Raw genomic sequence first — 24,694 nt, 5'->3', positions numbered from 1 at the left:
ATCAATACCCCTTCGACCTTGTCCAGCGCAACGTCGTCATAGCGGCGATCGTAGAGCTGAGTGGTGCGGGTGGACGCATGGTTCGCCATCGTCGCGGCGCGCTCCAACGTGCCGCCGTTTTTCAGATAGGCGGTAATGCCTGTTGCGCGGAACGAATGATTGCCGATCGCCGTGGCGATCTCAGCAGCGACGGCTCGCCGTTGCACCATTTGAAACACGTTGGCCTGGGGCAGGGGGCTGTCGCTTAGTCGCTTAGTCCCGCCTCCGATTGTGCGAACCAATGGTCCCTTGCGATCATCGCACAGCTGGCAACCGTCGAGATAGGCGGTCAAATATTCCTCCAGATTATGGTGGCAGGGCATTTCGTGACGCTTGCCACCTTTCTCGTGCAGCCGAACCCACAGGCGCCGGTTCTGCACGAAAACGTCGTCCACCCGCATTCCCAACGCCGCGCCGATGCGGGCGAACGAATAGACCATCAACCCAATCATCGCCCGGTCGCGCAATCCCGCTGGCGTCGTCACATCGATCTTATCGAGCAATCGCCGCGCCTCGTCTGGCGGGAGCACCGGCGTCTTGCCGCACCGGACGCTGTGAGCTGGTCCACGCACAGACGCGGCCGGGTTGGTCGCCATGACCTGGCCTGTGATCAGCCAATCAAACAGGTGGTGCACACCAGCAAGCCGTTGTTTGACGGTTGGCACGCTCACCGCGGAACCGAGTTGTTCAACCCATGCTGCAACGTGGAGGGGCTGCACGCCTGGGATTGAGGTGACGCCGCGCACATCACACCAGGCCAGAAATTCGCCAGCCGCGCGGGCATAGGCTCGACGTGTGTGCGCATTGCGAATCGTGACAGCGAATAACTATAGGAAGCGGCGTTGGGCTTGGCTGTCAGCCGATGCGATCAGGGTCGGCAGCGTAATCCCAGAGGAACGGGGCACGAGCCCGTTCATTGCCGAGCCTCGGTGCCCAAATCTTTATAAAAAAATAGTTCGGGTTCTTCCAACGGCAAAAGGCCGATTATTTCCCCGGCGCGCGTCCAATGTGTAACTTCGAGCAACCGAATGGCTGCGATGTTGCTCCTTGCCGCAGATATGAAAATTCTGCCGACCATAGCCATATCAAGCGAAGCGATCAGCTGCTGAGCCATTCCCTGGCGCCGGTGGGCATTATTGACAACCAGCTTGTTGACGTAATCCTTTCCGATGCAGCCGTTCTGCTGCCACGATACATAACCCTGTGGCCGATCATCGACGTCGATTACGAGCATGCGGCGCTCGACGATTTCAACGATGCGGTCGCCTGGGAAGGCATCAAACGTCATAATTGCCGCAAGGTCGACGGGGTCGGCAAAGCGAATATTTAACATAGCGTCACGCCACGGACTGTAGTGTCTCCGACGATAATCTTGGCGACGCCCGGCCCAACTATTGTGTTTACGCGACCCAAGCTTGTTTCGGTTGTATCGCCGGGAAAGACGATGTCGATCACGTGGGAATTACGGACGGGAAGGCCGTCCCCGTCGATGACGATTGGCCGGGGGATAAGCTGGACGCGGTAGGGCAGGGCGGTCACTCCTCCGACGTAGTTGAGCTCAACGGATCGAGTGCGTCGATCGCGTGCTGAAGTTGGCAGGCGGCAAGCGACGCCCCGGCGCGGTCGAGCAGATCGAGCGCTTCGCGCATCAGGCGCAATGCGTGGACGGCGCTGACGATCGGCGGGTCATTTGGAGAGGGCTGATCCATGGGGCACACCTAGCATCGCTTCTACATCTGATAGAGGACATTATCATATGTGAGGCGGGGTTATGAAAACAGCGGAAATAAGGTGAAAACTTGCGATGCGCCGGAGCTCAATCGGAAGCCTCGGTGTCGATCGGAACCCTGTCCTGCAATCGACCGAAGCTAACTTCGGATCAGATCGCGGGCAGTGTCGTCCTAGTGCGTCATCGTCCAGTGTCGGCGGGGATCGCGCAGCCGCCCGCGATCGTCATGGCCTGCGCCAGGCAATCCTTGCTTCTGAGATTGATGCGATCAAACCAGTTTGCAGCCTTGGCCGGGACCACTCATCACACCAAACAAACGCTATTTCAGGTCGTCGGATATCGATGCATCGGAATTGTGTATCCTAAGACGCACGGGGTTCAGGAATTTGTATCTGATGCGGGACTAGTGAGTTTTTATCACCAACGGGGATTTCAGACCAGCCGCTACGCCAGCGCCGATACTAGCCTGATGCCGACATCGACCTTCAAGGCCCCCATCTCCGCGCCCTTAATGAGCTCGATGCAAGTTTTGCTCGCTTCAACATTAACCTTCCATGAGAGCATATTAATCGGTGAAGGAGCATCCGCAAATGCATGAGAGAGGACTTTGCGGGCCGTGAGTTCGCGCGATGCACTGGGCCGCATTTTTACTGATCGTTTAGAAATACGACGTACTTATCCTCCTTGATTTGAGGACCAAAGAATGAAGATCGGCGGCGGTATGCGTGAGATGGTGAGACCGCTACAGCCGCGTAGCGCAGCCCTGCCCGAATTGGCCACCGCCGTTCTAATCCTCGATGAGGATCGTACCGTCGAGTATGTCAACGCCAGTGCGGAAGCCTTGTTCATGCCGGTCGATCCGGCTGGTTGCACGCTGTCTGCGTTATTCACAAGCTGTGGAGCGACTGGCGGCGACGATGTCTTCGCCGTGAAGGATGCCGTTACCAAACACGCTCCGTTTCGGCTCCGGCTAGCCGACGACCGCCTGCTCGATTGCACATTGCGCTCGCTATCGAGCGGCGGCTTCGTGGTGAGCATGGACGATGTCACGACCTATGTACGCAACGCCGAGCTTGCCGAGCGGGATGCGCTGACCGGCCTTGCCAACCGGAAGGTGCTGCGCGAACGCCTCGACGAACGGCTCGCCAGCGCGGCCCGAAGTGGACAGGCGACTGCTATCCTCTATGTCGATCTTGACCGATTCAAGGCGGTGAACGATTCGCTGGGCCACCCCGTAGGCGACGGTCTGCTTCGAAAGGTGGCCGAGCGTTTCAAGAGCGCGCTTCGCGAAGGTGATTTGGTGGCAAGGATTGGAGGTGACGAGTTTGCGGTCATCCAGGCTGACGCGCCGCAGCCGGCCGCCGCCACCGCGCTCGCGACGCGCTTGGTCGATTTGATCAGCCGAGCCTATGCGGTCGAGGGGCACGTGCTGAACATCGGCGCGAGTATCGGTATCGCGATCGCGCCTCATGACGGCACCGGATCGGACGATCTGCTCAAGAACGCGGACCTTGCCCTCTATCGCGCCAAGGCCGAGGGCCGCGGGTGCTTTCGCTTTTTCGAGCCTGGCATGGACGAGCGCATGCAGGCGCGGCGATCGATGGAGGTCGACCTGCGCCGCACGCTGGCGCTCAAGCAGCTGGAACTCGTCTATCAGCCGCAGTTCGATGTTGCCGCCAGCGAGATCGTCGGTTTCGAGGCGCTGATTCGCTGGCATCATCCCGCCCGTGGCGTCGTTCCACCCGCCGAGTTCATCCCGCTTGCGGAGGAGATCGGGGTCATTACTGCGATCGGCGAGTGGGTTTTGCGTACGGCATGCAAACAGGCCGCCGCGTGGCCGACTCCGCTATGCATAGCCGTAAACCTCTCGCCGGCGCAGTTTCGTGGCGGCAAGCTACTTGAGACGGTGGTCTCGGCGTTGGCGCAATCACAGCTACCGGCACATCGCCTGGAACTGGAGATCACAGAAGGTGCCCTGCTCGACAACGCCGACGGCACCCTGGACGTTTTGAACAGTCTTCGGGAACTCGGCGTCCGGATCTCGATGGATGATTTCGGCACCGGCTATTCGTCGCTGGGATATTTGATGAAATTTCCGTTCGATAAGATCAAGATCGATCAGTGTTTCATCCGAGATATCGACACCCATATTGAGCGACAGGCGATCATCCGCGCCATTATCAGCGTGGCGACGACGCTGGGAATGAAGACGATCGCGGAAGGCGTCGAGACCGACGCCGAGCTTTCTTGCATTCGCGCCCAGGGATGCGACGAAGTGCAGGGGTATCTGACCGGCCGACCGATGTCGGCATCAAACGCGATTGCGCTAATCGAGCCTGTTCGCTTGGCGCTAGCGTCCTGAGGAGAGCTGGGATGTCCGAAGAACTCTACCGCTTGGTGTATTACAGCCGCAACGCGATCGACGGGGACGAGGCGGCCCTAGCGGCTGCGATAAGCTCGATCCTGGAGAAAAGCCAGATCAACAACCAGCGCGTCGGCGTGACTGGCGCGCTCATGTTCAACTCCGGGTGCTTTGCCCAGGTGCTTGAAGGCTCTTGTTCCGCCGTCGAAGCGGTGTTCGAGCGCATCCAGCAGGACGAACGACATGGCGACGTTTCTCTGCTGGCATTCGATCCGGCGCCGTCGCGCGCGTTCGAGAATTGGTCGATGGGTTTTGTGGGGGCATCAGTAGACGACGCTGCCCGTTATGGCACGCTCGTCCAGGCAAGCGGCTTCGATCCCGCGCGCATGACTGGGGAGGCGCTGTTTGAAACGCTGTATCGATTGGCGCTAGAGGAAGAGCGCGCCGCTGCGTGACAATCAAAAGCCGCTACAGCTAGGGGGACGATCCATAGGGGCGCAGCCCCGATGATTTTGACTGGGGAAACCTAACGCTACGATGAGGCCAAAGGTTGCCGGCAATCGGCAGTGTTCTGGTCGTCATCGCCAATTCTGCGTGCGGTAGCGGGGTGTCTGCAAGTGTGCGTTGGCTTATCAGCTACTTCGCTCGCTGCACTGATGAAGAGCTTTTAGTTTTTGCATCAATTCTCAATTCTATGGCGGGGTTTAGTATAAACCTTCGGCAGTGGCGTATCTAGGCCAGATGATGGTAATGCTTTGCGTTCCGCAACCGGGCAGCACCCTTGTGACCAAGTATCTTGCGGAAAAGATGCTGATCGAAGTCCTGCGGCAGCATGTTACGCGCTATACCGGTACAGGAGTGGGTTGACTGTTTGCGCTGTGCAACATGTACGGTTCAAAAGTCAGATATTAACTTCGTTCGTAGATGCTGCCACTTGCCCTCTGAGCAACAGTGTGCGCGTGAGCTGGGCTGTGATTGTTGACGCAGAAACCGGGCGGGAAAAGAAATAGCCTTGGGCAAGCGAACAGCTCATCGACGCGAGGAGCTCTGCTTGTTCCAGGGTCTCGACGCCTTCGGCAACTACTTCGACGTTAAGCGTTGTCGCCAGCTGGATGATAAGCACCACAATCGCTAATGTGCGATCGTCAGAGCATAGGCTCTTGGTGAATGACTGGTCGATCTTCAGGGTGTCGGTAGGATAGCGATTAAGGTAGCTCAGCGACGAGTAGCCGGTGCCGAAATCGTCTAGCCCAATTCGCACTCCGTGCGATCGGATCTCAGCGAGAATGTTTTCGATCCGTGGATCAGGATTAAGGAAGATGCCTTCGGTAATCTCGAGTTCTAGCGACTGCGGTGGCAGCGCGAACCGGGCTAGCGTCGCCTTCAAATCCGTCATGAAACGGGGGTCATTGAATTCGGTCGCCGACGTGTTGATGCTCATCCTGAGATCGGCCAGGGGACAGAGTAAGCGCCATTCCGCGAGCTGAAAGCACGCCTCGTTCATCACCCAAAGACCGATCTGGCGGATGACACCGATCTCTTCAGCAATCGGGACGAAGTCGGCAGGCGACACCATCCCTCGCGTGGGATGCTGCCATCGGATAAGTGCCTCAAACCCCTTGATCAATCCGCGCTGCGGATCGACGATTGGTTGGTAGGCCAGTTCGAACTGCCCTTGCTCGATCGCGAGTTGTAAGTCGGATTGCAGAGTAAGCATGGCCGTAGCTTCGGCATGCATCGATGGGTTGAAGATTGCATATTCACCAAAGCCTGACCGCTTGGCGGAGTACATGGCAATATCCGCGTTGCGCATAAGGCTTTCGGGATGAGCGTCTACCGTCGATCGAACGATACCGATACTGGTCGAAGGAAACACATCCTGCCGACCCACCCGGACGGGCGGGCGAAGTGCGTCCAGAATGCCCTCCGCTATCGCGACAGGCACGGAGAGGTTGGCGGCGTCCTCAATCAACAGCGCGAACTCGTCGCCGCCAATTCGCGCAAGCGTGTCCTGCGGCCGGACACACAATTTTAAACGTCGTGCGATCTCTTTTAGCAGCGCATCACCCGCGAGATGGCCTAAGCTGTCGTTGACAACCTTAAAGCGGTCGAGATCGAGGAACAGGATTGCGCATGTGCGTGTAGGGTGACCCCGATTGGCATCGAGAACGTGCTTCAGCCGTTCCATAAAAAATGCACGATTGCGCAACCTTGTCAGGCTGTCATGGAAAGCGGTGTAGAGAAGATGCTCCTTGATCCGCTTGCGCTCCTTGATCTCGTTAGCCAGTGCCTCATTCTCTACCTGCGCAATGCGGACGCGCGTGCTGAGATCCGCGGCGTGCTTTCGCTCGGTGATGTCGCGCTGGACTGAGATCCAGTGCGTGAACCAGCCCTTGTCGTTGGCCACGGGCGCGATGCTCAGTTCAACGCAAAAGGGTGCGCCGTCCTTGCGGTAGTTGGTCAATTCCACCGTGACCGGCTTCCACTGTGCAAAAGCGTCGCGCAGCAACTTTCGCGCGCTTTCCTGGGTTTCGGGCCCTTGCAGGATGCGCGGTGTTTTCCCGAGCACGTCTTCAAGTGAATAGCCGGTGGTGCGTGTGAACGCCTCGTTACAGTAGAGAATGCGTGGGCCGGGCATGTCGACCGGCTCGGCCTCCGTAATGAGAATTGAATCGTTGGCGTGGACCGCCACCGATTCGAGCAGTCGCAGCCGTGCCATACTGGCAAGATTGTCGGTACCGGTTTCTTCCGCCCGCTGCCGCATAGCCTGAAGCTCAAGCAAAGTCCCCACCAGTTCGGCATAAGCGCTCAGGGCATACGTCTGTGCAGCGCTGAGCCTGTTACGCTCTACCGCGCTCGTCAGCGCAATAATGCCGGAAAAGGGGTGGCTGGCAGCGATGCGGACGGCTTCGACAAAGCCGTCACTATCGCCGGACGCCAGAGCCGCCCAATGCTTGTTCCTTGCAAGGTTGCGCGACGGACGGACAAGCTCCAATGCAATCGTTGCGTCTTCAGAGGCGAATACCGCCAGCATTGGATAAGCCGGAAGAATCGGCGGACCGCTGCCGGCAACTAGCAGGAGCAGCTCGCCGTCCTGCCGGTAAATCATCGCGTTATCGCACCCGGTCGCTTGCGCCATTGCGTTGGCAATGGCGGCGAGCCGTTCCTGTATCGACCGTCCGTCATCCGCGCCGTTTAGGGCTGCCGTATCGGCTTCGGTAATCCACTTGGCTGGGTCGTCGATCAACATAGATGCGTTCCGAGGATATTGGCCGAGTACAGTAACAACGATCTAGAACCACTGCGTTAATACCGCGTAAGCGTTGGCGCTGCACCACCTGCGCCGGCTAGAAAGCTTCCAGACGCTCGCGCAGCTCGTTCGAACGGCGGCCGATACGGCCCATCATGGCGCCCGTCAGAAGGTCGATCGCGATCGTCTCGATATCGTGCGACAGGGGCCGATCCTCGTTGAGAAATGCACTGTGGTGGCGGACGGCGAAATGCAATTCCTCGGCTGCCACGCTGAAAGGCCTATCGTCCTCGCGTCGCCTCAACTCCACAGCCTGCGCGACGCACATCGCCTGGATTGCCAGTATGCGTGACACGTCAGTCAGCGATTCTCCGGCCCGCCGGGCAGCAACCGTGCCCATCGTCACGACGTCCTGGTTGTTGGCGTTGGTCGGCATCGATTGGATCGACGCAGGTGCCGACTTGGCGCGCAGTTCGGCGACAAGCGCAGACGCAGTGACCTGCGCGCCCATGAATCCGCTGTTGAGCCCGGTCGCGTTACCCTGAAGGAAAGGAGGCAGCCCTGAATTGAGCGTAGCATCCGTCAATCGCGCGATCTGCCGCTCGCTCCACACGCCCAGCATTATGATCGCATTGTTTAAGGAGTCGCTGGCGAACGACACGTGCTGGCCAAAAAAGTTGCCCGCATGAAGAATCGTGTCCTCTTCTGCAAAAACCAGCGGGTTGTCTGTCACCGAAGATAGCTCGATCTCGACGATCCGATCGTGATGAACCAGCATGTCGTCGACTGCGCCAAGCAACTGGGGTGCACAACGGATGCTGTAGGCGTCTTGCGGCAACTCCTGCGTATGCGCCACACCGTCATCGCCGGCGGGCGCGATCCGTGCGGGTATAGGCGCGAACTGCCGAAGCCGTGGCGCATTTTCCGTCAATCCCCAGAGCAGGGCGGTGGCGCGGCGCTGACCGGCGTGCGGGCGCGCCACTGCTCCGAGCGAATGCCAGGCGGCGCGGTGTCCCCCAAGCGCCTCGGCATAGGCCACCGTCAGCAGCGCGGAGAGGCGAAGCAGCCGGCGCGCCCGCACGCCGTTGAGGGTAGCGATTCCAGTCATGGCGGAAGTGCCGTTAACAAGCGCCAGTCCTTCCTTGTGCCGTAGCGTGACAGGCCGGAGCCCGGCAGCTTGCAGCATAGCGTCCGCGGGGGCAGACGCGCCGCCCTGCCAGAACGCACCTTCGCCCATGAAGGCAAGCGCCATGTGCGCTAACGGTGTCAGGTCACCGCTCGCGCCCACCGTGCCCTTTTCGGGAATGATAGGCGCAAGACCGCAATTCAGACACGCGCACAGCCATTCGAGCAGCTCCGGGCGCACCGCCGACAGTCCCTGCGATAGCGTGACGAGCCGCGCCATAACAATCGCCCGCGCCTGCGCTGGGGGCAAGGGAGCGCCTACGCCGGAGGCGAGATGGTAGACAAGCTTGCGTTGCAATAGCGCCCCTTGGGCGGGGTCGACGTGATTGTTGGCGAGCGGGCCGTAGCCAGTTGTCACGCCGTAGATCGCCCGCCTTTCGGCGACGAGCCGGGTAATCAGCGCGTCGGATGCGGCGGCGCGGCGCAGCGTGTCGGGGTGTAGCTCGACTCGCGCCGCGCCGGTCGCGACCGCTTCGACGTCGTCGAGGGCAACCGGCCGCGCGAGATCTCCCACAATCACGCTTCGAGAGGCCGCTTCACTACGCAGATCCAGCATCGCCATGACTGCTCCATATCGTCAAGTGTCATGGGCCTATCGTTCGAGAGTAAACGCGCGATTAATTAATTAAGGACCGTTCGAAGCCGCCTCCACTTTTATCATTTATCAACAAAATCCCGGCATCACAGGCATACTGAATTGAGAAGCTGAAAGATCCGGCCATGGAAATGATCAAGTTCGGATCCGACGATCTCGAGAACCGCCTTGCGGATGATCCGTCGCGCGCTGAGTTGCTACCCTTCGGCGCCATCATGGTCGACCAGCAGGGCAAGGTACTCCGGTTCAACCATGTCGAGTCCGGCATCAGCGGTCGCCGGGCCGAGGACGTCGTCGGCAAAAACTTTTTCAACGATATCGCGCCCTGCGCCAAGGGGCAGGTCTTTTATAACCACTTTTTCAAAGCGGTCGGTGACGGACAGGTCAATACAATGTTTGACTACCATTTTGACTACAAGCTTTCGCCTATGAACGTTCGCATTCACATGAAGTCGGCCAATGCCTCGCATGGCATCTGGATCTTCATCAAGCGCGTCTAAAGAGCGGCCGGACTGTGTGGAGTTGACGCATGAGAAACGAACCCATCAAGACCGGTGTGGAGGCTGACACCGACCTGTTCTCGCCGGAAGAGATGGCGATGATGACTGCGGCGGACGGCATCATTGAGGATGTGATCGTTACGCATGATCACGAGGAACTTCAGCAGCAATACAACGCTATCGCTCGGTTGATCGCCGAAGGTGGCGAGCGTGAGCAGCAGTTGCGTGGCATTGTCCACGATCTAACCCTCCTGGCCGACGCCAACCAGCAACAGCAGGCCTCGCTACACGAGCAGACACGCACACTTGCGCGTATTGTTGTATCCAGCAGCGAGCGCGAACTTCAACTCAAGCAATGTCTGGAAGACGTTCGCAACGTAATAGGCAGTCGTGCCAAGAGGGTAATGTGACCACCTGCTCGACGGATTACCCCCGACCGAGGAGCCTGCAATGCCGACTGTAACGTTGTTTCGAGTCTCCGAGGATTTAGTCCCGATGTCGCCGGTCGCGCACGTCGCCACCCACGCCGATCGCCTGCGCGAACTGGCGGAACGGATTGCGCCGCTGCATGTGTTGCGGAATACTGGATACCGCCCGTTCGCATTCAACGGCCAGGTCCTAGCAACCGTATGCGGCATCGATCAAGTGCTGCTTTATTGGTACGAAATAAACGTATATGTAAACGTACTAGGGGCTTATGTGTCCGACATCCGGGTGTTTGGGAAGGGCGTGAATTCGAACGACCTGTTCCGCGTCGCAGAGCACGAGGACTTGGAGGCGTTACACACGTATTTTGAGCACTACGACCCGTGTGGCGACCTCCCGCCGATCCGGTACGATACCAGTGCTACATCGGCGGCTGCGCTGACGCTGCAGGCGATCGAGCTTCAGGCGGAGATGCGGCGAATCTCAGAACATTATCAGTCGACGGTCGGCGCTTTGCTGAACGCACTGGCCGGATGATCCTCGCGTCGGCTCGAGAACGCTCGGGTCCCGCCTACCAGTCCGCTAGCTTGCCCATTGGGTCGCGAGGGATTTTGCGGCCTATCTTGAAACTCCGTGGTCGCTCTACGTCTGTAAGACAGGTGCCGCACCAGCTGTCGATATGCTCGATCGAAACATCGTCCTGCCTATCCCCCCGGAGAACGATGAAAGCCTTCAAGCGCCCGCGGGTGGGTTCCAATCTGACAGCAGCATCAACCACGTCATGATGCTGCAGCAGCATGTCGCGGACGCGTTCTGGGAAAACATTTGTCCCGCCTACCTGCACCGCAAAGTCTTTACGGCCTTCTAGCTGGAAATTCCGGTCACCATACCAAGTGCTATGATCCATCAACATGTGCCGAACGAGCCCGTCCACACCGTGGCGGACAACCTCGCCGTTACCGAGATGCCGCCAAAAATCGAGCAAGGTATAGGGAATATCCGGTCTAAGGCGGTAGCCGAGCCCGCCCGTTTCGCTCGATCCGTAGATTTCGATCATCTGATCAAGGCCTTGCCGGACTAGCTGTTCGGCGAGTGCCTGCGGCATGGGCGCGGTCGAACTGATGCCAATTAGCCCACGCGGCAGGGCCGGACAAGACCGTGCCAGATGGGTCCATAAGGTCGGGTTAGCGATGACCAGTGTACCAGGCTTGCTACGCTGCACGGTAGCGACGCCCCCGCGCGCGCGTTGCACGTCGATGTCCAGCCGGTCGGGCAATAAAACATTGAATAGGGTGCCATAGATGTGGTGGCTCGGCACGAGTGAGACGATCCGCTCAACGGTTCCAAGCATATGTGCCCAGCTTGCTACCTCCTCAGCGAGATCGGCGACGGCATGGGTGCACCGCTTGGGCACACCCGTCGATCCCGATGTCCGGAACGTCAGCCGTGCGCTGCCGACCGTCAAAGATTGCGCTACTAAGTCGCACCAGTCGCCCAATTTCGGCAAAGTGAGCAGGTAGTCCTCTGCGCCATAGTCCGAAAGATGGAAGAACTCGCTCAGCGCCGAGCTGGCATCGAGCCGCTCCAAGCTGTCGAGGTCTAGCCCGCCCTCTCCCAGTATTGTCGCTTCGCTCCAGCCGACGGCGCCCAAGACTGTTGGCGATCGCCCCCGTGATCGCGCCAGCTCGGTTTCTAGCAGGTCGCAAACCAACTGCAGGATCGAGGCCCTGGAAAATAGCGTTTGGTGGGGGTTATGCACGAAGCCGTTCATCGCCTCGCTAATAAACGATGATCTCTAAAACTTTACTACCTTGACGTGCAAAACTCGACAACCTCAGCGATATCCAGTTACAATCTGGACGCCATTTACCGCTAACAGCCAATAGTGCCAAAGTATAGCTAATATTCACCAGGCATATCAAGGATTTAGCTGCCGCGTAACTCCGTCGCCGAATGCTATGTTTTCGATGCACTCCTGCGACGGCCAGACGATGAGGGTGAACATGGCGATAGGCGGAGCGTAGGAGTATCAGCCGCTAGCGGATATGCTCTACCTTGAGGCCCTTGACCTTCACCTTCTTCCATTCGCGATCAGCGGTGAGGGCGGGAACGCCCAAATGCATCGCGAGCGCCAAACAGGACCGATCACCGAGGCCCCGTCCGAACTCTCTGGTCTGCGCGTGCAGTCCAGCGGCCGCATAGGCGGCCTCCACATCGTGAGCGCGGATATCGAGACGAAGTTCGTCAAGCAGCTCGTGAATGGTCGCGGCATCCAAGCCGTTGAGCAGAAGCTCCTTCACCACTTCCTGGAGGTTGACGGCCGAGATCGCGGCTTGTCCAACATGCGGCCCGACCTTGTCCGCACCGGGTTCGTCCCGAACTAATGCCAGAACAGCAGACGCGTCCATTACGACCGATGTCATACCGGATCCTGCCAATCGGCTGGCTGCCCAGCTGTGCCTGCGTCCACGACAGCTTCTGCCTTTCGGTCAGAAAGGAAGTCGTCGATCGTGCGAGCCTGCTTGGCGTGTTCTCGGTAAAGGGCCTGCGCGCGGGACACCCCATGGCCGATTGGCGACAGCCGCACCTGATCGTTCTCAACCGTCAGGATGACCTTGGCCTCTCCGTGAAGCCCCATGGCCTTGCGAACCGAAGCCGGTAAGATCATACGCCCGTTTCCGGCTACCTTAACGTCTATGGATTCGGTTGGCACGGCGACACTGCTCCTTATCAATAAACGTGGACTTTATGCCACTGCAAGCGACGTGGCACAACGTCAAATTTGACATCGCCTCACACCTAGCACCAACATCATGTCCATGTGGGTATACCCTACATGGCAGTCCCACTTTTGACTGATCGTTGCCATCAGTGAACATGTCACATTGGTACCACCCAAATCAGACAGGTGGGGAAGGCGCGGACTCTATAAATTGGAGCTTGGGGGTAGACCAGTAGGCGAGGGTGCGCTGCGTGTTAGCCATTCTCTTCGGATGCGGGCTCGACCTTAAGTAGCCGACGATTGCGAGCGATCTTCGCGAGGAGGGTGCGGCTGCAACCTGTCGCGTCCATAATCTCCCGCCAGCTGCGGCCGTTGGCCAATAGCGAAGAGATGGCGGCGTTGCGGGTCTTGTTCTCTGGGCGGCCTTTATAAAGGCCGGCCGCCTTGGCCTTGGCGGTGCCCTCAGCCTGACGGCAACGCCGATCTTCATAGTCTTTGCGAACGATCGCGGCGAGGACGTCGAGCATCATGGCGTTGACCGCGGCAAACAGGCGGCCGGTAAATTCGTCGGCCGGTGCCGTCAGGCTCCACGACGTCGGCAAATCGAGCGCGCCAATGCGGACCTGTTTGGCGTCGATCAGGCTGCGTAGCCGAAGCCAGTCCGGCGAGGTGAGGCGGGACAATCGATCGACTTGCTCGACCAGCAGTACGTCACCGGGTTCGCAGTCCGCCAGTAACCGGAACAGTTCGGGCCGATCCAACTTGGCGCCGCTTTCATTCTCAACATAGCGCGTTGCGATCCGCAGGCCTTGCTCAACTACAAACGCATCGAGCACGCCACGGGCGCGTGATGCGTCCTGCTCCGAGGTGGAAGCGCGGAGATAGGCACGTATGAACATTGCTCAGTCCGCTATAAGTGGTGTTTGTTTGTCCAGTCCTTTTTGAGTGATCCATGCGGCAATAAAGCACCGACCACAGGCCGGTCCTCAAAAGGCATACCCAAACCGGACCCCGTTCTGGCAAAGCAGCCGTTCGGTATCCGCCCACTAGGTTTTTTGTACGTCGGACCGCCAAGTGGTGATAGTTGGGAACAAAGGGATGTTAGCCGACCTGCTTTTCAATCTTCCCCCCACGAATTTGGCTATGGTTCGTTGAAACAGTGGACCTAGAAAGTAAGATGACCCATATCTTCCATAGGCTGCTATGCCCGGTGAAGCGGTTCAAAATAAGAGCGCGGGTACCCGATCTAACATCTGAGAAGACGCGCGCATGACGCGGGTAGGGAGGATCGTCATTCTCGGTGGCGGCACCGCGGGTTGGATGACCGCCGCCGCGCTTAGCGCGACTTACAACAAGTCTGTTTCCATCAGTCTGCTTGAATCCGACGCGATCGGCACAGTCGGGGTCGGTGAGGCGACCATCCCAACAATTCACTGGTTCAACGAGCTAGTTGGTTTTGACGAAGCTGCCTTCGTTCGCGAGACCAAGGCGAGCTTCAAGCTCGGGATCGAGTTTGTCGACTGGACGTACCCGGGACATCGTTATTTCCATCCCTTCGGGCGCTATGGCGTCGATCTCGGGACAGTGCCGTTTCACCAGCGTTGGCTCCGCGCCCAGGCGGATGGACTTGATCGTCCGCTCTCGGCCTATTCGCTTGCAACCCAATTAGCTGAGGCAGGGCGTTTCGCAAAGCCCGCGTCAGATCCGCGGTCGATCTTGTCGACCCTGGGTTATGCCTACCATTTTGATGCGGGGCTTTATGCGCGGCACCTACGCAGCCTAGCAGAGACCCGCGGCGTCACGCGCGTCGAGGGAACACTGACCCACGTCGACCGCAATCCCGCGACCGGGTTCGTGACAGCGATTACGACCGAGCGCGGCGAGACGCTGGAGGGCGATCTGTTCGTCGATTGCTCGGGCTTCCGCGCACTGCTGATCGGCGAGACGATGGGCGCGCCGTTCGAGGATTGGTCGCGCTGGCTGCCTTGCGACCGTGCGATCGCCGTCCCGTGCACGGGGATCGCGGAAACGACGCCTTTTACTCGCTCGACGCGGCGCGAGGCCGGGTGGCAGTGGCGGATCCCACTGCAGCATCGCACCGGCAATGGCTATGTCTATTCAAGTTCTTTCCTGACAGACGACGCGGCGGCGGCAACGTTGCTCGCGAACCTCGACGGTGCGCCTCTGGCAGATCCCCGGATGCTCCGCTTCACCGCCGGGTTTCGACGCCAGGCATGGCTAGGAAACGTGGTTGCTATCGGCCTGTCGTCTGGGTTCCTCGAACCGCTCGAATCCACCAGTATCCATTTGATCCAGAGCGGGATCGCCAAGCTGATCACGCTCTTTCCCGATGCCGATTGCGATCCGGCACTAGCGCGGCAGTATAATGCGCTGTTGGGACGCGACATGGACGGAATACGCGATTTCCTGATCCTCCATTATCACGCAACCCAAGGGCACAATGCGCCAATGTGGCAGCATACGCGCGCAATGTCGCTGCCTGAGAGGCTTCTCGACAAGATGGAGCAATACCGGCGAACTGGGCGTCTGATGCTCGAACCCGAAGAATTGTTCCGTGAGGCGAGCTGGCTTGCAGTGCTCAACGGCCAGGGGGTGGCGGCGCAGGGGTATGTGCCGCTGGCGGATACACTGGACGGCGCGACAAACCGGAAGCAGCTCGAGCAAATCGAGACAATCATCTCGCGTGCGGTCCCGACGTTGCCGTTCCATGATGCGGCGATCCGGGCTTTGACCGGGGCGGCTGCGTGAGCGGGCCGTCCGTCGCTGCGCGAAGGATCGGTCGGGAAGCAGAGCCGATCGCGATCATTGACCATTTTGCGCCGGATCCCGAGGCCTTGCGCCGGTTTGCGGCACGGCAGCGCTTCGCTCCGGCGGGGCGGCATTATCCCGGTATCAAGGCAGCGCTTCCACCCGATTATATGCCGACGCAGGGCCCGCTGATTGGTAAAATTCTTCGGGAGGTATTCGGCGTCGCGGGTAAGGTTTCGATCCTCGAAGCGGACTTTTCGATCGTCACAGCTTTGCCGAGTTCCCTGTCAATCGAACAGCGGCTGCCGCACGTCGATGCTCTGGAATCGGGGCGGCTGGCATTGGTCCATTATCTGGTGCCCGGCGGGACCGATGGGACCGCTTTTTACAGGCATCGCTCGACCGGGTTCGAGACGGTCGATACGGCACGCAGTGCAACCTATTTCGCGAGCCTTCGGCGCGATCTTTCCGAGGGGGCGGTGCCCGAGGCTTATATAACAAACGACACGTTGCTGTTCGAACAGACCGCGTCGTTGCCCGGGGTTTATAACCGCGCTTTGTTATACCGCAGTCGGATGCTGCACTCGGGCGCGATCGGCGAAGACGCGACGTTGTCGGACGATCCGGCGACCGGGCGGCTGACGGTCACTGGATTTTTCTCAACGACCGCCGGTTAGAGCAAATAGCTCCTCCCGTCCGTTTCCATTATGCTCGGAACGAACGGACGAGGAAGCGCCGTTCTATTCTGTGCGCATTGCGCTCATCCGCGCTTCGGCGGCTGGACCGCGAGGTACACCGTGCTCCACAATTGAGCGGCGTTGGACTCGTCGACATCAGCCTTCCCGGCGCCGAACGGGACGACTTCGTAACGACCGCCACGAAACGCCCACGACCACAGCTCAGAACTCTGCACGGCGCGCGTCGCGCCGATTGCCTTCCACAACGCGGATTGTGCGGTCACGAGCCGGGCCCGCGTCGCGGCGGGGAGGTCGGTCCGCATAAGTTGCCGTTCGAGCCCTGCTGCAAGCAGCGCCTGCTGCCACGACCACACCACCGCGCCGTGATAGGCGGCGGTCGTGAAGCGTGCTTGCGTCGGCGCATCGGCAAAGGCGGCATTGGCAACGACCAGCCCGATATCGGTCATCAGCCCGGCGGGGAACGGCCGCGTGATCGCGCCGATGAACGTGTCGAGATCGGGCGGTGACGGCTGGCCGAACAAAATTGCGAAACCCTCGTCGGAATTGATGATCGGAACAGGCGTACCATCAGCCTTCAAGGACAACGCATGGAAGACCAGAGGCTGAGTGGCGAGTGCTGCCACCGGTGCCGCCGCCGGAACGCGAAGCGTCGCGGCATAGCGGCGAACCTGCGCCGCCGCTGTCGCGGCCGGAATTGAGATCTGGAAAAGCGCAGGTGCCTTCGCACGCCACACCTGCGCGGTCGTAACCGCGGCAGCTAAGACGGACCGGTCCTCTGGGGTCAGATAGGGGTCGAGCAGCCCGGCCCGCTGCAGACGATCTACTGCCTCGAGCGCGGCCGGGACGAGCGCGGCATTGACGTCATAGGCGTAAACGCCGCCGCCTAGCCCATCGTTGCTGTCGCGCCATTCGCCCGTCATTCGGCCCGGCTTGATAGCGACCAAATTGCGCCACGTCGGCGTCGTAGCGAAGGCGCGGCTTCGCGCCAGCACGAAGCGCAGGTTGCGAACCAGCGCCGCGCCGACCGCCTCGGTCTTGTCGTACTGGTTTTCTCTCGCCAAGGGTGCCGCAAGATAGGCCTTGGCGCGCGCTTTGCCCGGGCCGAGCAGATAGTCCGCCGTAATTGGGGCGAGCATGTAGTCATCGTCGACCATTCCGTAGTCGAGATCGGCGGCTGCGCCGTTGCGTCCTTCCTTGCGGTTCTCCACCACCGCGAACTCGCCGATCCCTTCCTCATGGGCGACTTCGCCACCAAGAGACAGGCGCTCGATGACCGAGTTCAGCCCGGCCTCTATCGCGCCGGTCTGCAGCGCGGGCATAAGTAACCGTACTGACATCAACGTGTCGCGCCCGAAATAGGTCTCGAACCGCCACGATCCGGCAAGGAATTTCTCGCGATAGCTGAGGAATGCCAGCGCATTGCGTGCCGCCGGGTCGGCGGCGGCGCTGGCGTTCAGCAACTGCGCCAGAGGGATCGGCGTCAGTGGCGTCTCGCCGGTTAGCGCGGTGATCTCGACCCGGATACGGCCGTCCGTGCCGGCATAAATGCCGCCCTGCGCGATACGCCCGCCGAGAACGCGGACCGAGAGCGCATAGCCCGGGGCACCATCGAGCCGCTGGCGGCGATACGTAATCGTCTTGCCGGTGATTGTCCCCCTGGTGCCGATGTCTGCGGGAAACGTTCCAACCGCTTGGTAATCGCGCAGGAAGCGGATGTTGGACAGGACCGCCTGCTTGAGCACCAGCCGGTCCGCGTCGAGACTGGCGACCGCGACGACGCCATGCATTCCGTCGCGATTCAACGGTACGGGCGCCGTTTCGAGCCGCCATGTCGCTGGCTTCGGGGTAGGTTCGAACCACAGGCCTACGCCGCTATTGCCGGCGGGGAACGCCACGAGAATGCGCGGGTCGGTACCGCTCCGAAGAAGCAGATGCGCTGCAACCGTGTTGTCGCGAACGAAGGCGTTGAGGTTCTTTCCCTCCGCAACCTGATAGGAAAGTTCCGAGCGGGACGCCTGTTGCGCGATACTTCCGCTCGCTAACGTCACCATAGCGGCTGCCGAAGGCCAGAGGATCTTCTTCATTGCACCATTTCCTCAGCAACCGGGCGGGCAACGCGCTGCAGCGTCCCCGCCCGGTCCGTCCCGCAGTGTAGTTCAGAACTTCATAGTAATTGTGCCACCATAGGTCGTGCCAACGATGCCCCGGGCGTAGAAATATCCGTCGGTGATCGCCTGAGTCTGTCCCTGCCGCGGGTTGCCCTCGGTCAGCCCAACAACGTTGAAGATGTTGTCAGCATTGAAGCTCGCCTGCAGGCGCTCGGTCAGGTTAAAGGTGATGCCGGCGCTGGTGACGCCATAGCTTGGCAGCGCGACCCCGTTCCCCGCGTCCGCAAAAATCCGGCCGATATACTTGTATCGCCCGTATACCTCCCCAAGACCATGCGGAAGCTTGATCGCGGGGGTGATTGTAAACAGCTTAGCTGGAGTACGCTCCGGCCGGTTGCCGGTAAAGCCGGATTGATTGGCGCCGTTGATCTGCAGGTTGACCAGCTTGGGTTCCTGCAGCACGCCCTGGAGATCGAGTGAGAACCAGTCGATCGGCCGGATACTCGCATCGACCTCAATCCCGCGGGTCTTGAGATCGGCATTGATGTTGCTCTGCACCGCGGGGTTCAGCGGATCGGCAAAATTATAGTTCTGATTCTTGAAGTTGGTGCGGAATACTGTCGCCGACCCGCTAAATACGCGACCGTAATTGTAGCGGACACCCGCCTCGTATAGTTCAATCGTGGTGATCGGATCGGTGTTGTTGGTCTGAAAACCCTTGGCGTAGCGGGCATAGAGCGCAAAGCGCGGCGTGATCAGATAGTTAGCGCCGACGGTATAGGACGCCTTGGCCTGAGTGCGCTTCAGCGTGGTGTACGTGCCGTCGAAGGTCGAGCCAACCGTCTGAACAACGCCTGCCACGCCCGGCTGGACCGCTTGGTTAACGGTTGCGGTATTACCATCGATCGCGGTTGCCGAATCGCTTTCCCAGCGGATACCGCCATCGATATGCAGGTCTCCGAACGAGAGCTCGTCGTTTGCATAAAGCGAGGTAGTCGAATCCTTGCGGATGCGGATCCCCGCACCCCAGTCGCCATAGGACACCAAACCGTTGTCGCTAAGCGTGCCGACGACAGCATTGCTCGCGTTAAGCGCGACGATGTCGTAGATGTCACTGTTCGTCTTGACGTCGTTAACAACGCTTGCGGTCGCAGACTGATCCTGCGAACGCTTAACGTTGTAGTACATTACGCCAACCGTCAGCGAATTTTTGAAATTGCCGTGGTCGACGTCCCAGCGCGCGCCGGCATTAAGGCCATAATCGCGCCCGTCGACATAATCATGGTTGAGTGTTGTGCGCTGCAGGAAGCCGTTACCGTTGAGCGCATTGAGCGTCGCGGTCTGGTCCGACCCGAGCACTACGCCCGTGCGCAAATTCTTGATACCGAAGCGGCGCGCAGTTGGGAACGCAGCTTGGCCGGCGCATAACACGCTACCGATTGGCGAAACGTAACTATAATCTCCGCAACTGCCCGGTGTGCCCCCTGTATTTAGGGTGCGCGTCGGATCAAGATAATTTACCGCGCTGGTCAGGCCAGCGTTGCCGGTCCCAGAACCAGGAAACAGGCCATTGAAATCGTACGAATACTTTAGATAACGCGTATGTAGGAACAGGTTGATCGAATCGCTGGCGGGTTTTTCGATATCGAAGCGAAACTGTGCGGTTTTGGCAACGATACCCTGGTCGTAGCGGAATGGACGAAACCCGCTGGCGTTGACATTAGTCGATACCGGCACTGCAATGTTGGTGAAGGCGTCTCCACCGACATTGCCGAACTGCGTGCCGAGGTTAGGAATGCTGCCTGGTTTGCCATTCGCAAAGCGATAGGGTTGATCAGCATAATATGCGTTCTTAACTTCACCGCCCTTGGCCGAAATACTAACGTAACCACCACCGTTGAACTTATATTCGAGCGTGCCTTTGATCCGCCAGCCGGGATAGTTAAAAGGATTGTCGCGAACGCCCGGGCTCGACTGAACGTAACCGCCGACATTAAATGCGAGCTTGTCGTTGATCGGCTGGGAATAATAGAAATCCCCGCGCTTCAGCCCGTAATTATAGGCCGTCACACGGGCCATACCCTCGGCATGATTGAAATTGGGGCGCTTAGAGACGAAGTTGATCGTCGCGCCCGCTCCGTTGACGGTGAGCACGCCCGACGACCCGCCCTTAACCGCCTCTAGCCGGTCGATCGTCAGATCCTGATCAAAGAAGAAATCCGCGCCGCCACCGCTATATAAGATCGGCAGGCCGTCTTCCTCCAGCTGGACAAAGCGCTGCCCGCCGCCCTGCAGGCCCCGGACCGAATAGTTATTAGAGACTGAACCGGCGGTGCTTTCGACGAAAATGCCAGGAACTAACTCAAGCATATCTGCGGTCGAACGGGGCGCTTTGCGGTCGATGTCAGCACGCGACGCAAGAGTGATGTCGGCGGACGCGGTAATCAGCGGTCGGTTACGGGTCGTTTGGCCTGTCACGACGATGTCCTGATCGTCAGTCGCAGCTGGCTGCGCAGGATCTTGGACTACAACCGTCTCCGGCGGGGGTGCTGTTTGCGCTAGCGCGGGAAAGGCAATTGTCGCGCTGCCGGCGAGCAGCCAGCTACGGATAGCGATGCGAGTACGCATATAAATTCCCTCCGAGACACGCCTTCTGAACGAGGCCTTTGTCCGCCTAATTGCCTTCAAACATCGAGTTCCGCAATCGTTTGCTAATCGGTAACAATGGTGCACGGGCGGTTTTTAGAATGTCTGTGGCATTGCCGTCACACTAATGTGGCTCGGCAAACTGTTTCGCCGGGCGATACCTATTCGGCCAATCAAGCCAGCTTGGTGACAGCGTGAAGTCCAGGATCGGCGGAGCTCGCCGCGACCCAGAGATCGACGGTTCCGGGTTCGACTTGCCATAGTCCATCGGGGTTCACTAGTTGAAGATCGCTGCGAAAAAGGTGCATCGAAACCGTCCGCTGTTCCCCCGGTGCGAGGGCAACCCGCACAAACCCTTTTAACTGTCGGGCCGGCCGTGCCCGGCTCGCGACGCGCTGATGGATGTAAAGCTGAACGACGTGCGTCCCAGCGCGAGCACCGACATTGTGGACGGTGACGCCCACCGTGCTGCGCTCGTCCAGCACTGCGGGTGCGGTCATGTCCGAGAGAGCGAAGCTGGTATAGCCAAGCCCGTGACCGAAAGCGAAGCGCGCTGCGTCGGGCGCGTCGCGCCACCGTCCGGTCCCACCCTGTTCCGCAGGTAGTGGGGGCGGGGGCCTGCCGGTCGGAATGCGATCGTAGGACCACGGCTGCTGTCCCGTCGCGTATGGAAAACTTACCGGAAGTCGCCCAGTCGGCTCCACGATGCCCAGCAGCACGTCCGCGATCGCCGAGCCTGTCTCGCATCCCAGGAACCAGGACGCAAGGATAGCGGGCGCGGCTGCAACCGCCCCGTCCAGCGCGAGTGCGCGGCCGTGGCGCAAGACGACCACTACGGGTGTTCCGGTAGCCGCCACCGCTTCGGCTAGTGCCTGCTGTGCCGGGGGCACGGTAATCGTTACGCGACTGTTAGCCTCTCCCGACATTTGTGAGCCTTCGCCAATCGCTAGCACAACGACGTCTGCGTCGCTCGCTGCCGCAACGGCCCGCGCGATCCCGCCGGGAAGATCCGCATCGATGCCACTTCCAGGCTCGACAGTCAGCCGCATCGTGTCCGGCACGAGCGCGCGTAGTCCCGCAGCTAAATCGATACCCGTGCGGCGAAAGCCCGCAAAACTCCATGGCCCGTCTAAATTGGATCGGTCCGCGCCAAATGGGCCGATTACCGCAATCCGCTTGACAGACGTTCCTAGCGGCAGAAGTGCACCGTCATTTCGTAGCAGTACGATCGCCCGTGTCGCGGCTTCCCGCGCCAACGCCCTTATGTGCGATGCACCGACTTGCCGGTGCTCGGTCGATAGGTCGAGCGATCGGAATGGGCGATCGAAGAGTCCGAGCCGCTCCTTAAGGCTGAGTACGCGCCGGACCGCTTCGTCCACGCGCGCCATTGGAACTGCACCTGATTCAACCAGGGCGGGAAGATACTTGAGATACAGCCCGCTCTGCATGCTCATGTCGGTCCCGGCGATGATTGCACGGTGGACTGCGTCGGCTTCGTCAGCCGCCGAGCCATGAGCGATCAGTTCGCGGTCGGCCTCGTAGTCCGATACACATGGGCCGGCGAAACCGAGTTCACCGCGCAGCGTCGTTGTTAACAAGGCGTGATTGGCAGTGACCGGGACGCCATTGACTGTGGTGAAGCTTGCCATAACGCTGGCGGCTCCGGCATGAAAGGCGGCGGCGAACGGCGGCAGGTGCGTTTCCTGGAGCGTGGCGGGCGCGACGTCAACGGCGGCATATTCCATACCGCCCTGAACCGCGCCATAGCCCGCGAAATGCTTGGGCGTCGCGCAAAGGCTGTCCTCACGCGACAGGTCTTCGCCCTGGAACCCGCGCACTCGTGCGGCGGCAAGAAGACAGCCTAGATACACATCCTCCCCCGCGCCTTCGGCAACCCGACCCCAGCGCTGGTCCCGCGCAACGTCAACCATCGGCGCGAAGGTCCAGTGCAACCCGCCCGCGCTTGCTTCGACAGCGATAGAACGTGCCACTCGTTCGGACAGCGCCGCATCAAATGCTGCGGCGTCCGCTAGGGGGATTGGGAAGATCGTTTCATAGCCATGGATGATGTCTGCCGCGAAAGCGAGCGGGATGCCCAGGCGACTGCGTAACGCGGCTCGCTGAGCAACAATTGCACCCGCAACGCCGTAACCGTTAAAAAGCATGCCGACTTCCCCGGCTTGCACTGCGGCGAGCATGTTCGCTTTGGAATGTGCCGCTTCATTGGGATTAGTAGGTCGTCCAAGTGGGCGAATTGTGTCTGAAAAGCAGGACAGTTGTCCAGCTTTTTCCTTGATCGTCATCCTCCCGATTAACGCCTCAATGCGGCTAGTTTTCTTTTTTGCGAGGGCCGGAATCACTGGCAGAGTCGCTAGTTGTAATAGAATACCTCGCCGTAGCAAACCTATAGTGGTCATTTTAGTACCTACTGTTATATATAAAATGCTGTATAACTGAAATTATTTAATTAAAGACTATACCATTTGTGAGTTTTATCAGTAATGGTTCAAAAATAAAAGTAGGTTTTAATAAAACAGTTGACCTTAACGAGCTTATTGAAAGGATCGTTGTCATTGTCCCTGACCACCTTGAGAGACAACCCACGACGCTCGTCAACGGCCATAGATTTTAGTACCCGTCGAACGCATGTCTGTTTAGGACAGTTTCTAGGCGCTTGAATCCTCCGTTATTTAGCTGAAAGCGTTGGATAGGTTCAAATGGGACCTGGCAACCCATGCTTAGCATATTATTCCGCCCCCCGCCGGGATCGTCCCCGATCCTTGCGTGAGTGGCCATTCCGTAGGAACCGGTCATTCGCTTATTTTGACAGCAGGGCGCTCGGTAGCAGGCAGACATCTAATCCTCTCGCACCACATTACGAGGACTTGGTGCCAAGGAACACTTCCTGTTACCGTTGCGTTCTGGCTTCAGAAAAATGCTACCGTGGCATCCGCCGATTGGAGGCTTTCCCATGCTTTGGACCATTGCCGTAATTCTTCTTGTTCTCTAGATCCTTGGGTTCGCCGTGCATATCGGGGGCGGGTTGATACATCTTCTGCTGGTCGCTGCGGTAATCGTAGTGGTCTTCAATCTGCTGAGCGGCCGTCGCGCGGTATAGGCGGTATAGCAGGCGCCGCTTGACCCGACGTGTTTAACAGCGCGGCGCGAAGGGAAGACCGGTCTTCTTCGCCATGCAGATATCCACTGTAGGCAAACGGCCTTGAGCTGACGTGCCGCTTTTGCGCTGCTGCGTTGAAGCATAACCTTTGATTTTCACATTAGACAAAACGCGCCGGGTTTGGCGGTCAATAGACCGGCAGCTTTTGATGGCAGGAGCGGTTGGCAGCTTACCTGCGTCGGCTTGGTCATACTTTTCCGACCAAAAAAGCTCGCAACGATTTCTCGTTGCGGGCTAGGTTGCAGCCCTCAAGTACTTGAGGGGATACGCCGTTATACGGGCCGGCAGAAGGGCGGTAACATACTTCATAGCTTTGGGAAATCTTCCCGACGAACGAGACGATCAGCGGACTGACGACGTCAGATGGCTACCGCCCTCGCCCGCGATCGCCGAGGCCACGCTCCTTCTCCTTAGGGCGCTGCTTCTTAATCACCTCAAGCGCCTTAGCCTTGCGCGCCGTCTGATACGCCATCGGCTCCTGCGCCTT

General features: G+C 59.3%; 20 protein-coding genes and 1 pseudogene. 9 read left to right on the top strand and 12 right to left on the bottom strand.

Annotation, left to right across the window (positions count from 1 at the left end; translation table 11 throughout):
- The 3 genes from RH91_RS19535 to RH91_RS22640 all read right to left on the bottom strand — a co-directional run.
- Positions 1-851, bottom strand: an 851-nt coding sequence (locus RH91_RS19535; RefSeq protein ID WP_232283632.1) for a tyrosine-type recombinase/integrase, incomplete at its 3' end; no start/stop codon positions are given.
- A 101-nt stretch (positions 852-952) separates the two neighbouring features.
- Positions 953-1,372 carry a GNAT family N-acetyltransferase gene (locus tag RH91_RS19530; RefSeq protein WP_029624094.1) on the bottom strand — a complete coding sequence of 140 codons (420 nt, stop codon included), beginning with the start codon at positions 1,370-1,372 and terminating at the stop codon, positions 953-955.
- A gap of 202 nt (positions 1,373-1,574) precedes the next feature.
- A complete protein-coding gene (locus RH91_RS22640; RefSeq protein WP_157137037.1) occupies positions 1,575-1,748 on the bottom strand; it encodes a hypothetical protein in 174 nt (57 codons plus the stop codon).
- A gap of 210 nt (positions 1,749-1,958) precedes the next feature.
- Here RH91_RS22640 and RH91_RS23275 point away from each other — a divergent pair, with 210 nt between their 5' ends.
- The 3 genes from RH91_RS23275 to RH91_RS19520 all read left to right on the top strand — a co-directional run bounded on the left by RH91_RS23275 (position 1,959) and on the right by RH91_RS19520 (position 4,585).
- Positions 1,959-2,366 (top strand): hypothetical protein, encoded by a 408-nt coding sequence (locus tag RH91_RS23275; RefSeq protein WP_157137036.1) that lies wholly within the window; start codon positions 1,959-1,961, stop codon positions 2,364-2,366.
- Positions 2,367-2,471: 105 nt separating this feature from the next.
- Positions 2,472-4,130 carry a putative bifunctional diguanylate cyclase/phosphodiesterase gene (locus RH91_RS19525; protein ID WP_010164993.1) on the top strand — a complete coding sequence of 553 codons (1,659 nt, stop codon included), beginning with the start codon at positions 2,472-2,474 and terminating at the stop codon, positions 4,128-4,130.
- An 11-nt stretch (positions 4,131-4,141) separates the two neighbouring features.
- Positions 4,142-4,585: a BLUF domain-containing protein gene (locus RH91_RS19520; protein WP_010164991.1), complete on the top strand. Its 444-nt coding sequence runs from the start codon at positions 4,142-4,144 to the stop codon at positions 4,583-4,585.
- A gap of 446 nt (positions 4,586-5,031) precedes the next feature.
- Here RH91_RS19520 and RH91_RS19515 read toward each other — a convergent pair whose 3' ends face one another.
- Both RH91_RS19515 and RH91_RS19510 read right to left on the bottom strand, forming a co-directional pair.
- Positions 5,032-7,380: a putative bifunctional diguanylate cyclase/phosphodiesterase gene (locus RH91_RS19515; RefSeq protein WP_010164990.1), complete on the bottom strand. Its 2,349-nt coding sequence runs from the start codon at positions 7,378-7,380 to the stop codon at positions 5,032-5,034.
- A 97-nt stretch (positions 7,381-7,477) separates the two neighbouring features.
- Positions 7,478-9,127, bottom strand: a complete 1,650-nt coding sequence (locus tag RH91_RS19510) for an HAL/PAL/TAL family ammonia-lyase (RefSeq protein ID WP_010164989.1) — start codon at positions 9,125-9,127, stop codon at positions 7,478-7,480.
- 158 nt (positions 9,128-9,285) lie between these two features.
- Here RH91_RS19510 and pyp point away from each other — a divergent pair, with 158 nt between their 5' ends.
- Genes pyp through RH91_RS19495 form a run of 3 tightly spaced genes read left to right on the top strand, consistent with a single transcriptional unit; the run spans position 9,286 to position 10,623 of the window.
- A complete protein-coding gene (gene pyp, locus RH91_RS19505) occupies positions 9,286-9,660 on the top strand; it encodes a photoactive yellow protein (RefSeq protein WP_010164988.1) in 375 nt (124 codons plus the stop codon).
- Positions 9,661-9,689: 29 nt separating this feature from the next.
- Positions 9,690-10,070: a hypothetical protein gene (locus RH91_RS19500; RefSeq protein ID WP_010164987.1), complete on the top strand. Its 381-nt coding sequence runs from the start codon at positions 9,690-9,692 to the stop codon at positions 10,068-10,070.
- Between the two features lie 40 nt (positions 10,071-10,110).
- Complete coding sequence (locus RH91_RS19495; protein WP_037479830.1) at positions 10,111-10,623, top strand: hypothetical protein; 513 nt, start codon at positions 10,111-10,113, stop codon at positions 10,621-10,623.
- Positions 10,624-10,657: 34 nt separating this feature from the next.
- On the opposite strand, the gene RH91_RS19490 is transcribed toward RH91_RS19495, so the two are convergent.
- The 4 genes from RH91_RS19490 to RH91_RS19475 all read right to left on the bottom strand — a co-directional run bounded on the left by RH91_RS19490 (position 10,658) and on the right by RH91_RS19475 (position 13,707).
- Complete coding sequence (locus tag RH91_RS19490) at positions 10,658-11,857, bottom strand: AMP-binding protein (RefSeq protein WP_010164985.1); 1,200 nt, start codon at positions 11,855-11,857, stop codon at positions 10,658-10,660.
- Positions 11,858-12,122: 265 nt separating this feature from the next.
- A complete protein-coding gene (locus RH91_RS21840) occupies positions 12,123-12,509 on the bottom strand; it encodes a type II toxin-antitoxin system VapC family toxin (protein ID WP_010164983.1) in 387 nt (128 codons plus the stop codon).
- Entirely contained in the window at positions 12,506-12,799 is a 294-nt protein-coding gene (locus RH91_RS19480) for an AbrB/MazE/SpoVT family DNA-binding domain-containing protein (RefSeq protein WP_010164982.1), read from the bottom strand. The genes RH91_RS21840 and RH91_RS19480 overlap by 4 nt, the downstream gene beginning before the upstream one ends.
- 263 nt (positions 12,800-13,062) lie before the next feature.
- Positions 13,063-13,707, bottom strand: a complete 645-nt coding sequence (locus RH91_RS19475; protein ID WP_010164980.1) for a recombinase family protein — start codon at positions 13,705-13,707, stop codon at positions 13,063-13,065.
- Positions 13,708-14,077: 370 nt separating this feature from the next.
- Between RH91_RS19475 and RH91_RS19470 the strand changes: the two genes are divergently transcribed.
- Positions 14,078-15,577, top strand: coding sequence for a tryptophan halogenase family protein (locus RH91_RS19470; RefSeq protein WP_010164977.1), 1,500 nt, complete (start codon positions 14,078-14,080; stop codon positions 15,575-15,577).
- Complete coding sequence (locus RH91_RS19465; protein WP_010164976.1) at positions 15,574-16,254, top strand: DUF6445 family protein; 681 nt, start codon at positions 15,574-15,576, stop codon at positions 16,252-16,254. Before RH91_RS19470 ends, RH91_RS19465 begins: the two co-directional genes overlap by 4 nt.
- A gap of 83 nt (positions 16,255-16,337) precedes the next feature.
- Here RH91_RS19465 and RH91_RS19460 read toward each other — a convergent pair whose 3' ends face one another.
- The 3 genes from RH91_RS19460 to RH91_RS19450 form a co-directional block, all read right to left on the bottom strand.
- Positions 16,338-18,359, bottom strand: a complete 2,022-nt coding sequence (locus tag RH91_RS19460) for a hypothetical protein (protein WP_010164975.1) — start codon at positions 18,357-18,359, stop codon at positions 16,338-16,340.
- A gap of 72 nt (positions 18,360-18,431) precedes the next feature.
- Positions 18,432-21,011, bottom strand: coding sequence for a TonB-dependent siderophore receptor (locus RH91_RS19455; protein WP_037479827.1), 2,580 nt, complete (start codon positions 21,009-21,011; stop codon positions 18,432-18,434).
- Between the two features lie 191 nt (positions 21,012-21,202).
- Positions 21,203-23,446 (bottom strand): glycoside hydrolase family 3 N-terminal domain-containing protein, encoded by a 2,244-nt coding sequence (locus tag RH91_RS19450; protein ID WP_037479825.1) that lies wholly within the window; start codon positions 23,444-23,446, stop codon positions 21,203-21,205.
- A 554-nt stretch (positions 23,447-24,000) separates the two neighbouring features.
- Between RH91_RS19450 and RH91_RS22630 the strand changes: the two are divergent.
- A pseudogene (locus tag RH91_RS22630) lies at positions 24,001-24,147 on the top strand (lmo0937 family membrane protein).
- Positions 24,148-24,694 lie beyond the last annotated feature (547 nt).

Source organism: Sphingomonas sp. PAMC 26617 (genome assembly GCF_000242835.1).
Taxonomy (GTDB): domain Bacteria; phylum Pseudomonadota; class Alphaproteobacteria; order Sphingomonadales; family Sphingomonadaceae; genus Sphingomonas.
The sequence above is the reverse complement of the archived record's forward strand: the minus strand, read 5'-3'. Positions and strand labels throughout refer to the sequence as shown.

What these genes read in the sequence shown, in the direction of transcription:
- RH91_RS19530 (WP_029624094.1), bottom strand. Translation starts at nt 1,372, where the DNA reads ATGTTAAATATTCGCTTTGCCGACCCCGTCGACCTTGCGGCAATTATG.
- RH91_RS22640 (WP_157137037.1), bottom strand. Translation starts at nt 1,748, where the DNA reads ATGGATCAGCCCTCTCCAAATGACCCGCCGATCGTCAGCGCCGTCCAC.
- RH91_RS19525 (WP_010164993.1), top strand. Translation starts at nt 2,472, where the DNA reads ATGAAGATCGGCGGCGGTATGCGTGAGATGGTGAGACCGCTACAGCCG.
- RH91_RS19520 (WP_010164991.1), top strand. Translation starts at nt 4,142, where the DNA reads ATGTCCGAAGAACTCTACCGCTTGGTGTATTACAGCCGCAACGCGATC.
- RH91_RS19515 (WP_010164990.1), bottom strand. Translation starts at nt 7,380, where the DNA reads ATGTTGATCGACGACCCAGCCAAGTGGATTACCGAAGCCGATACGGCA.
- RH91_RS19510 (WP_010164989.1), bottom strand. Translation starts at nt 9,127, where the DNA reads ATGGCGATGCTGGATCTGCGTAGTGAAGCGGCCTCTCGAAGCGTGATT.
- pyp (WP_010164988.1), top strand. Translation starts at nt 9,286, where the DNA reads ATGGAAATGATCAAGTTCGGATCCGACGATCTCGAGAACCGCCTTGCG.
- RH91_RS19500 (WP_010164987.1), top strand. Translation starts at nt 9,690, where the DNA reads ATGAGAAACGAACCCATCAAGACCGGTGTGGAGGCTGACACCGACCTG.
- RH91_RS19495 (WP_037479830.1), top strand. Translation starts at nt 10,111, where the DNA reads ATGCCGACTGTAACGTTGTTTCGAGTCTCCGAGGATTTAGTCCCGATG.
- RH91_RS19490 (WP_010164985.1), bottom strand. Translation starts at nt 11,857, where the DNA reads ATGAACGGCTTCGTGCATAACCCCCACCAAACGCTATTTTCCAGGGCC.
- RH91_RS21840 (WP_010164983.1), bottom strand. Translation starts at nt 12,509, where the DNA reads ATGACATCGGTCGTAATGGACGCGTCTGCTGTTCTGGCATTAGTTCGG.
- RH91_RS19475 (WP_010164980.1), bottom strand. Translation starts at nt 13,707, where the DNA reads ATGTTCATACGTGCCTATCTCCGCGCTTCCACCTCGGAGCAGGACGCA.
- RH91_RS19470 (WP_010164977.1), top strand. Translation starts at nt 14,078, where the DNA reads ATGACGCGGGTAGGGAGGATCGTCATTCTCGGTGGCGGCACCGCGGGT.
- RH91_RS19460 (WP_010164975.1), bottom strand. Translation starts at nt 18,359, where the DNA reads ATGAAGAAGATCCTCTGGCCTTCGGCAGCCGCTATGGTGACGTTAGCG.
- RH91_RS19455 (WP_037479827.1), bottom strand. Translation starts at nt 21,011, where the DNA reads ATGCGTACTCGCATCGCTATCCGTAGCTGGCTGCTCGCCGGCAGCGCG.
- RH91_RS19450 (WP_037479825.1), bottom strand. Translation starts at nt 23,446, where the DNA reads ATGACCACTATAGGTTTGCTACGGCGAGGTATTCTATTACAACTAGCG.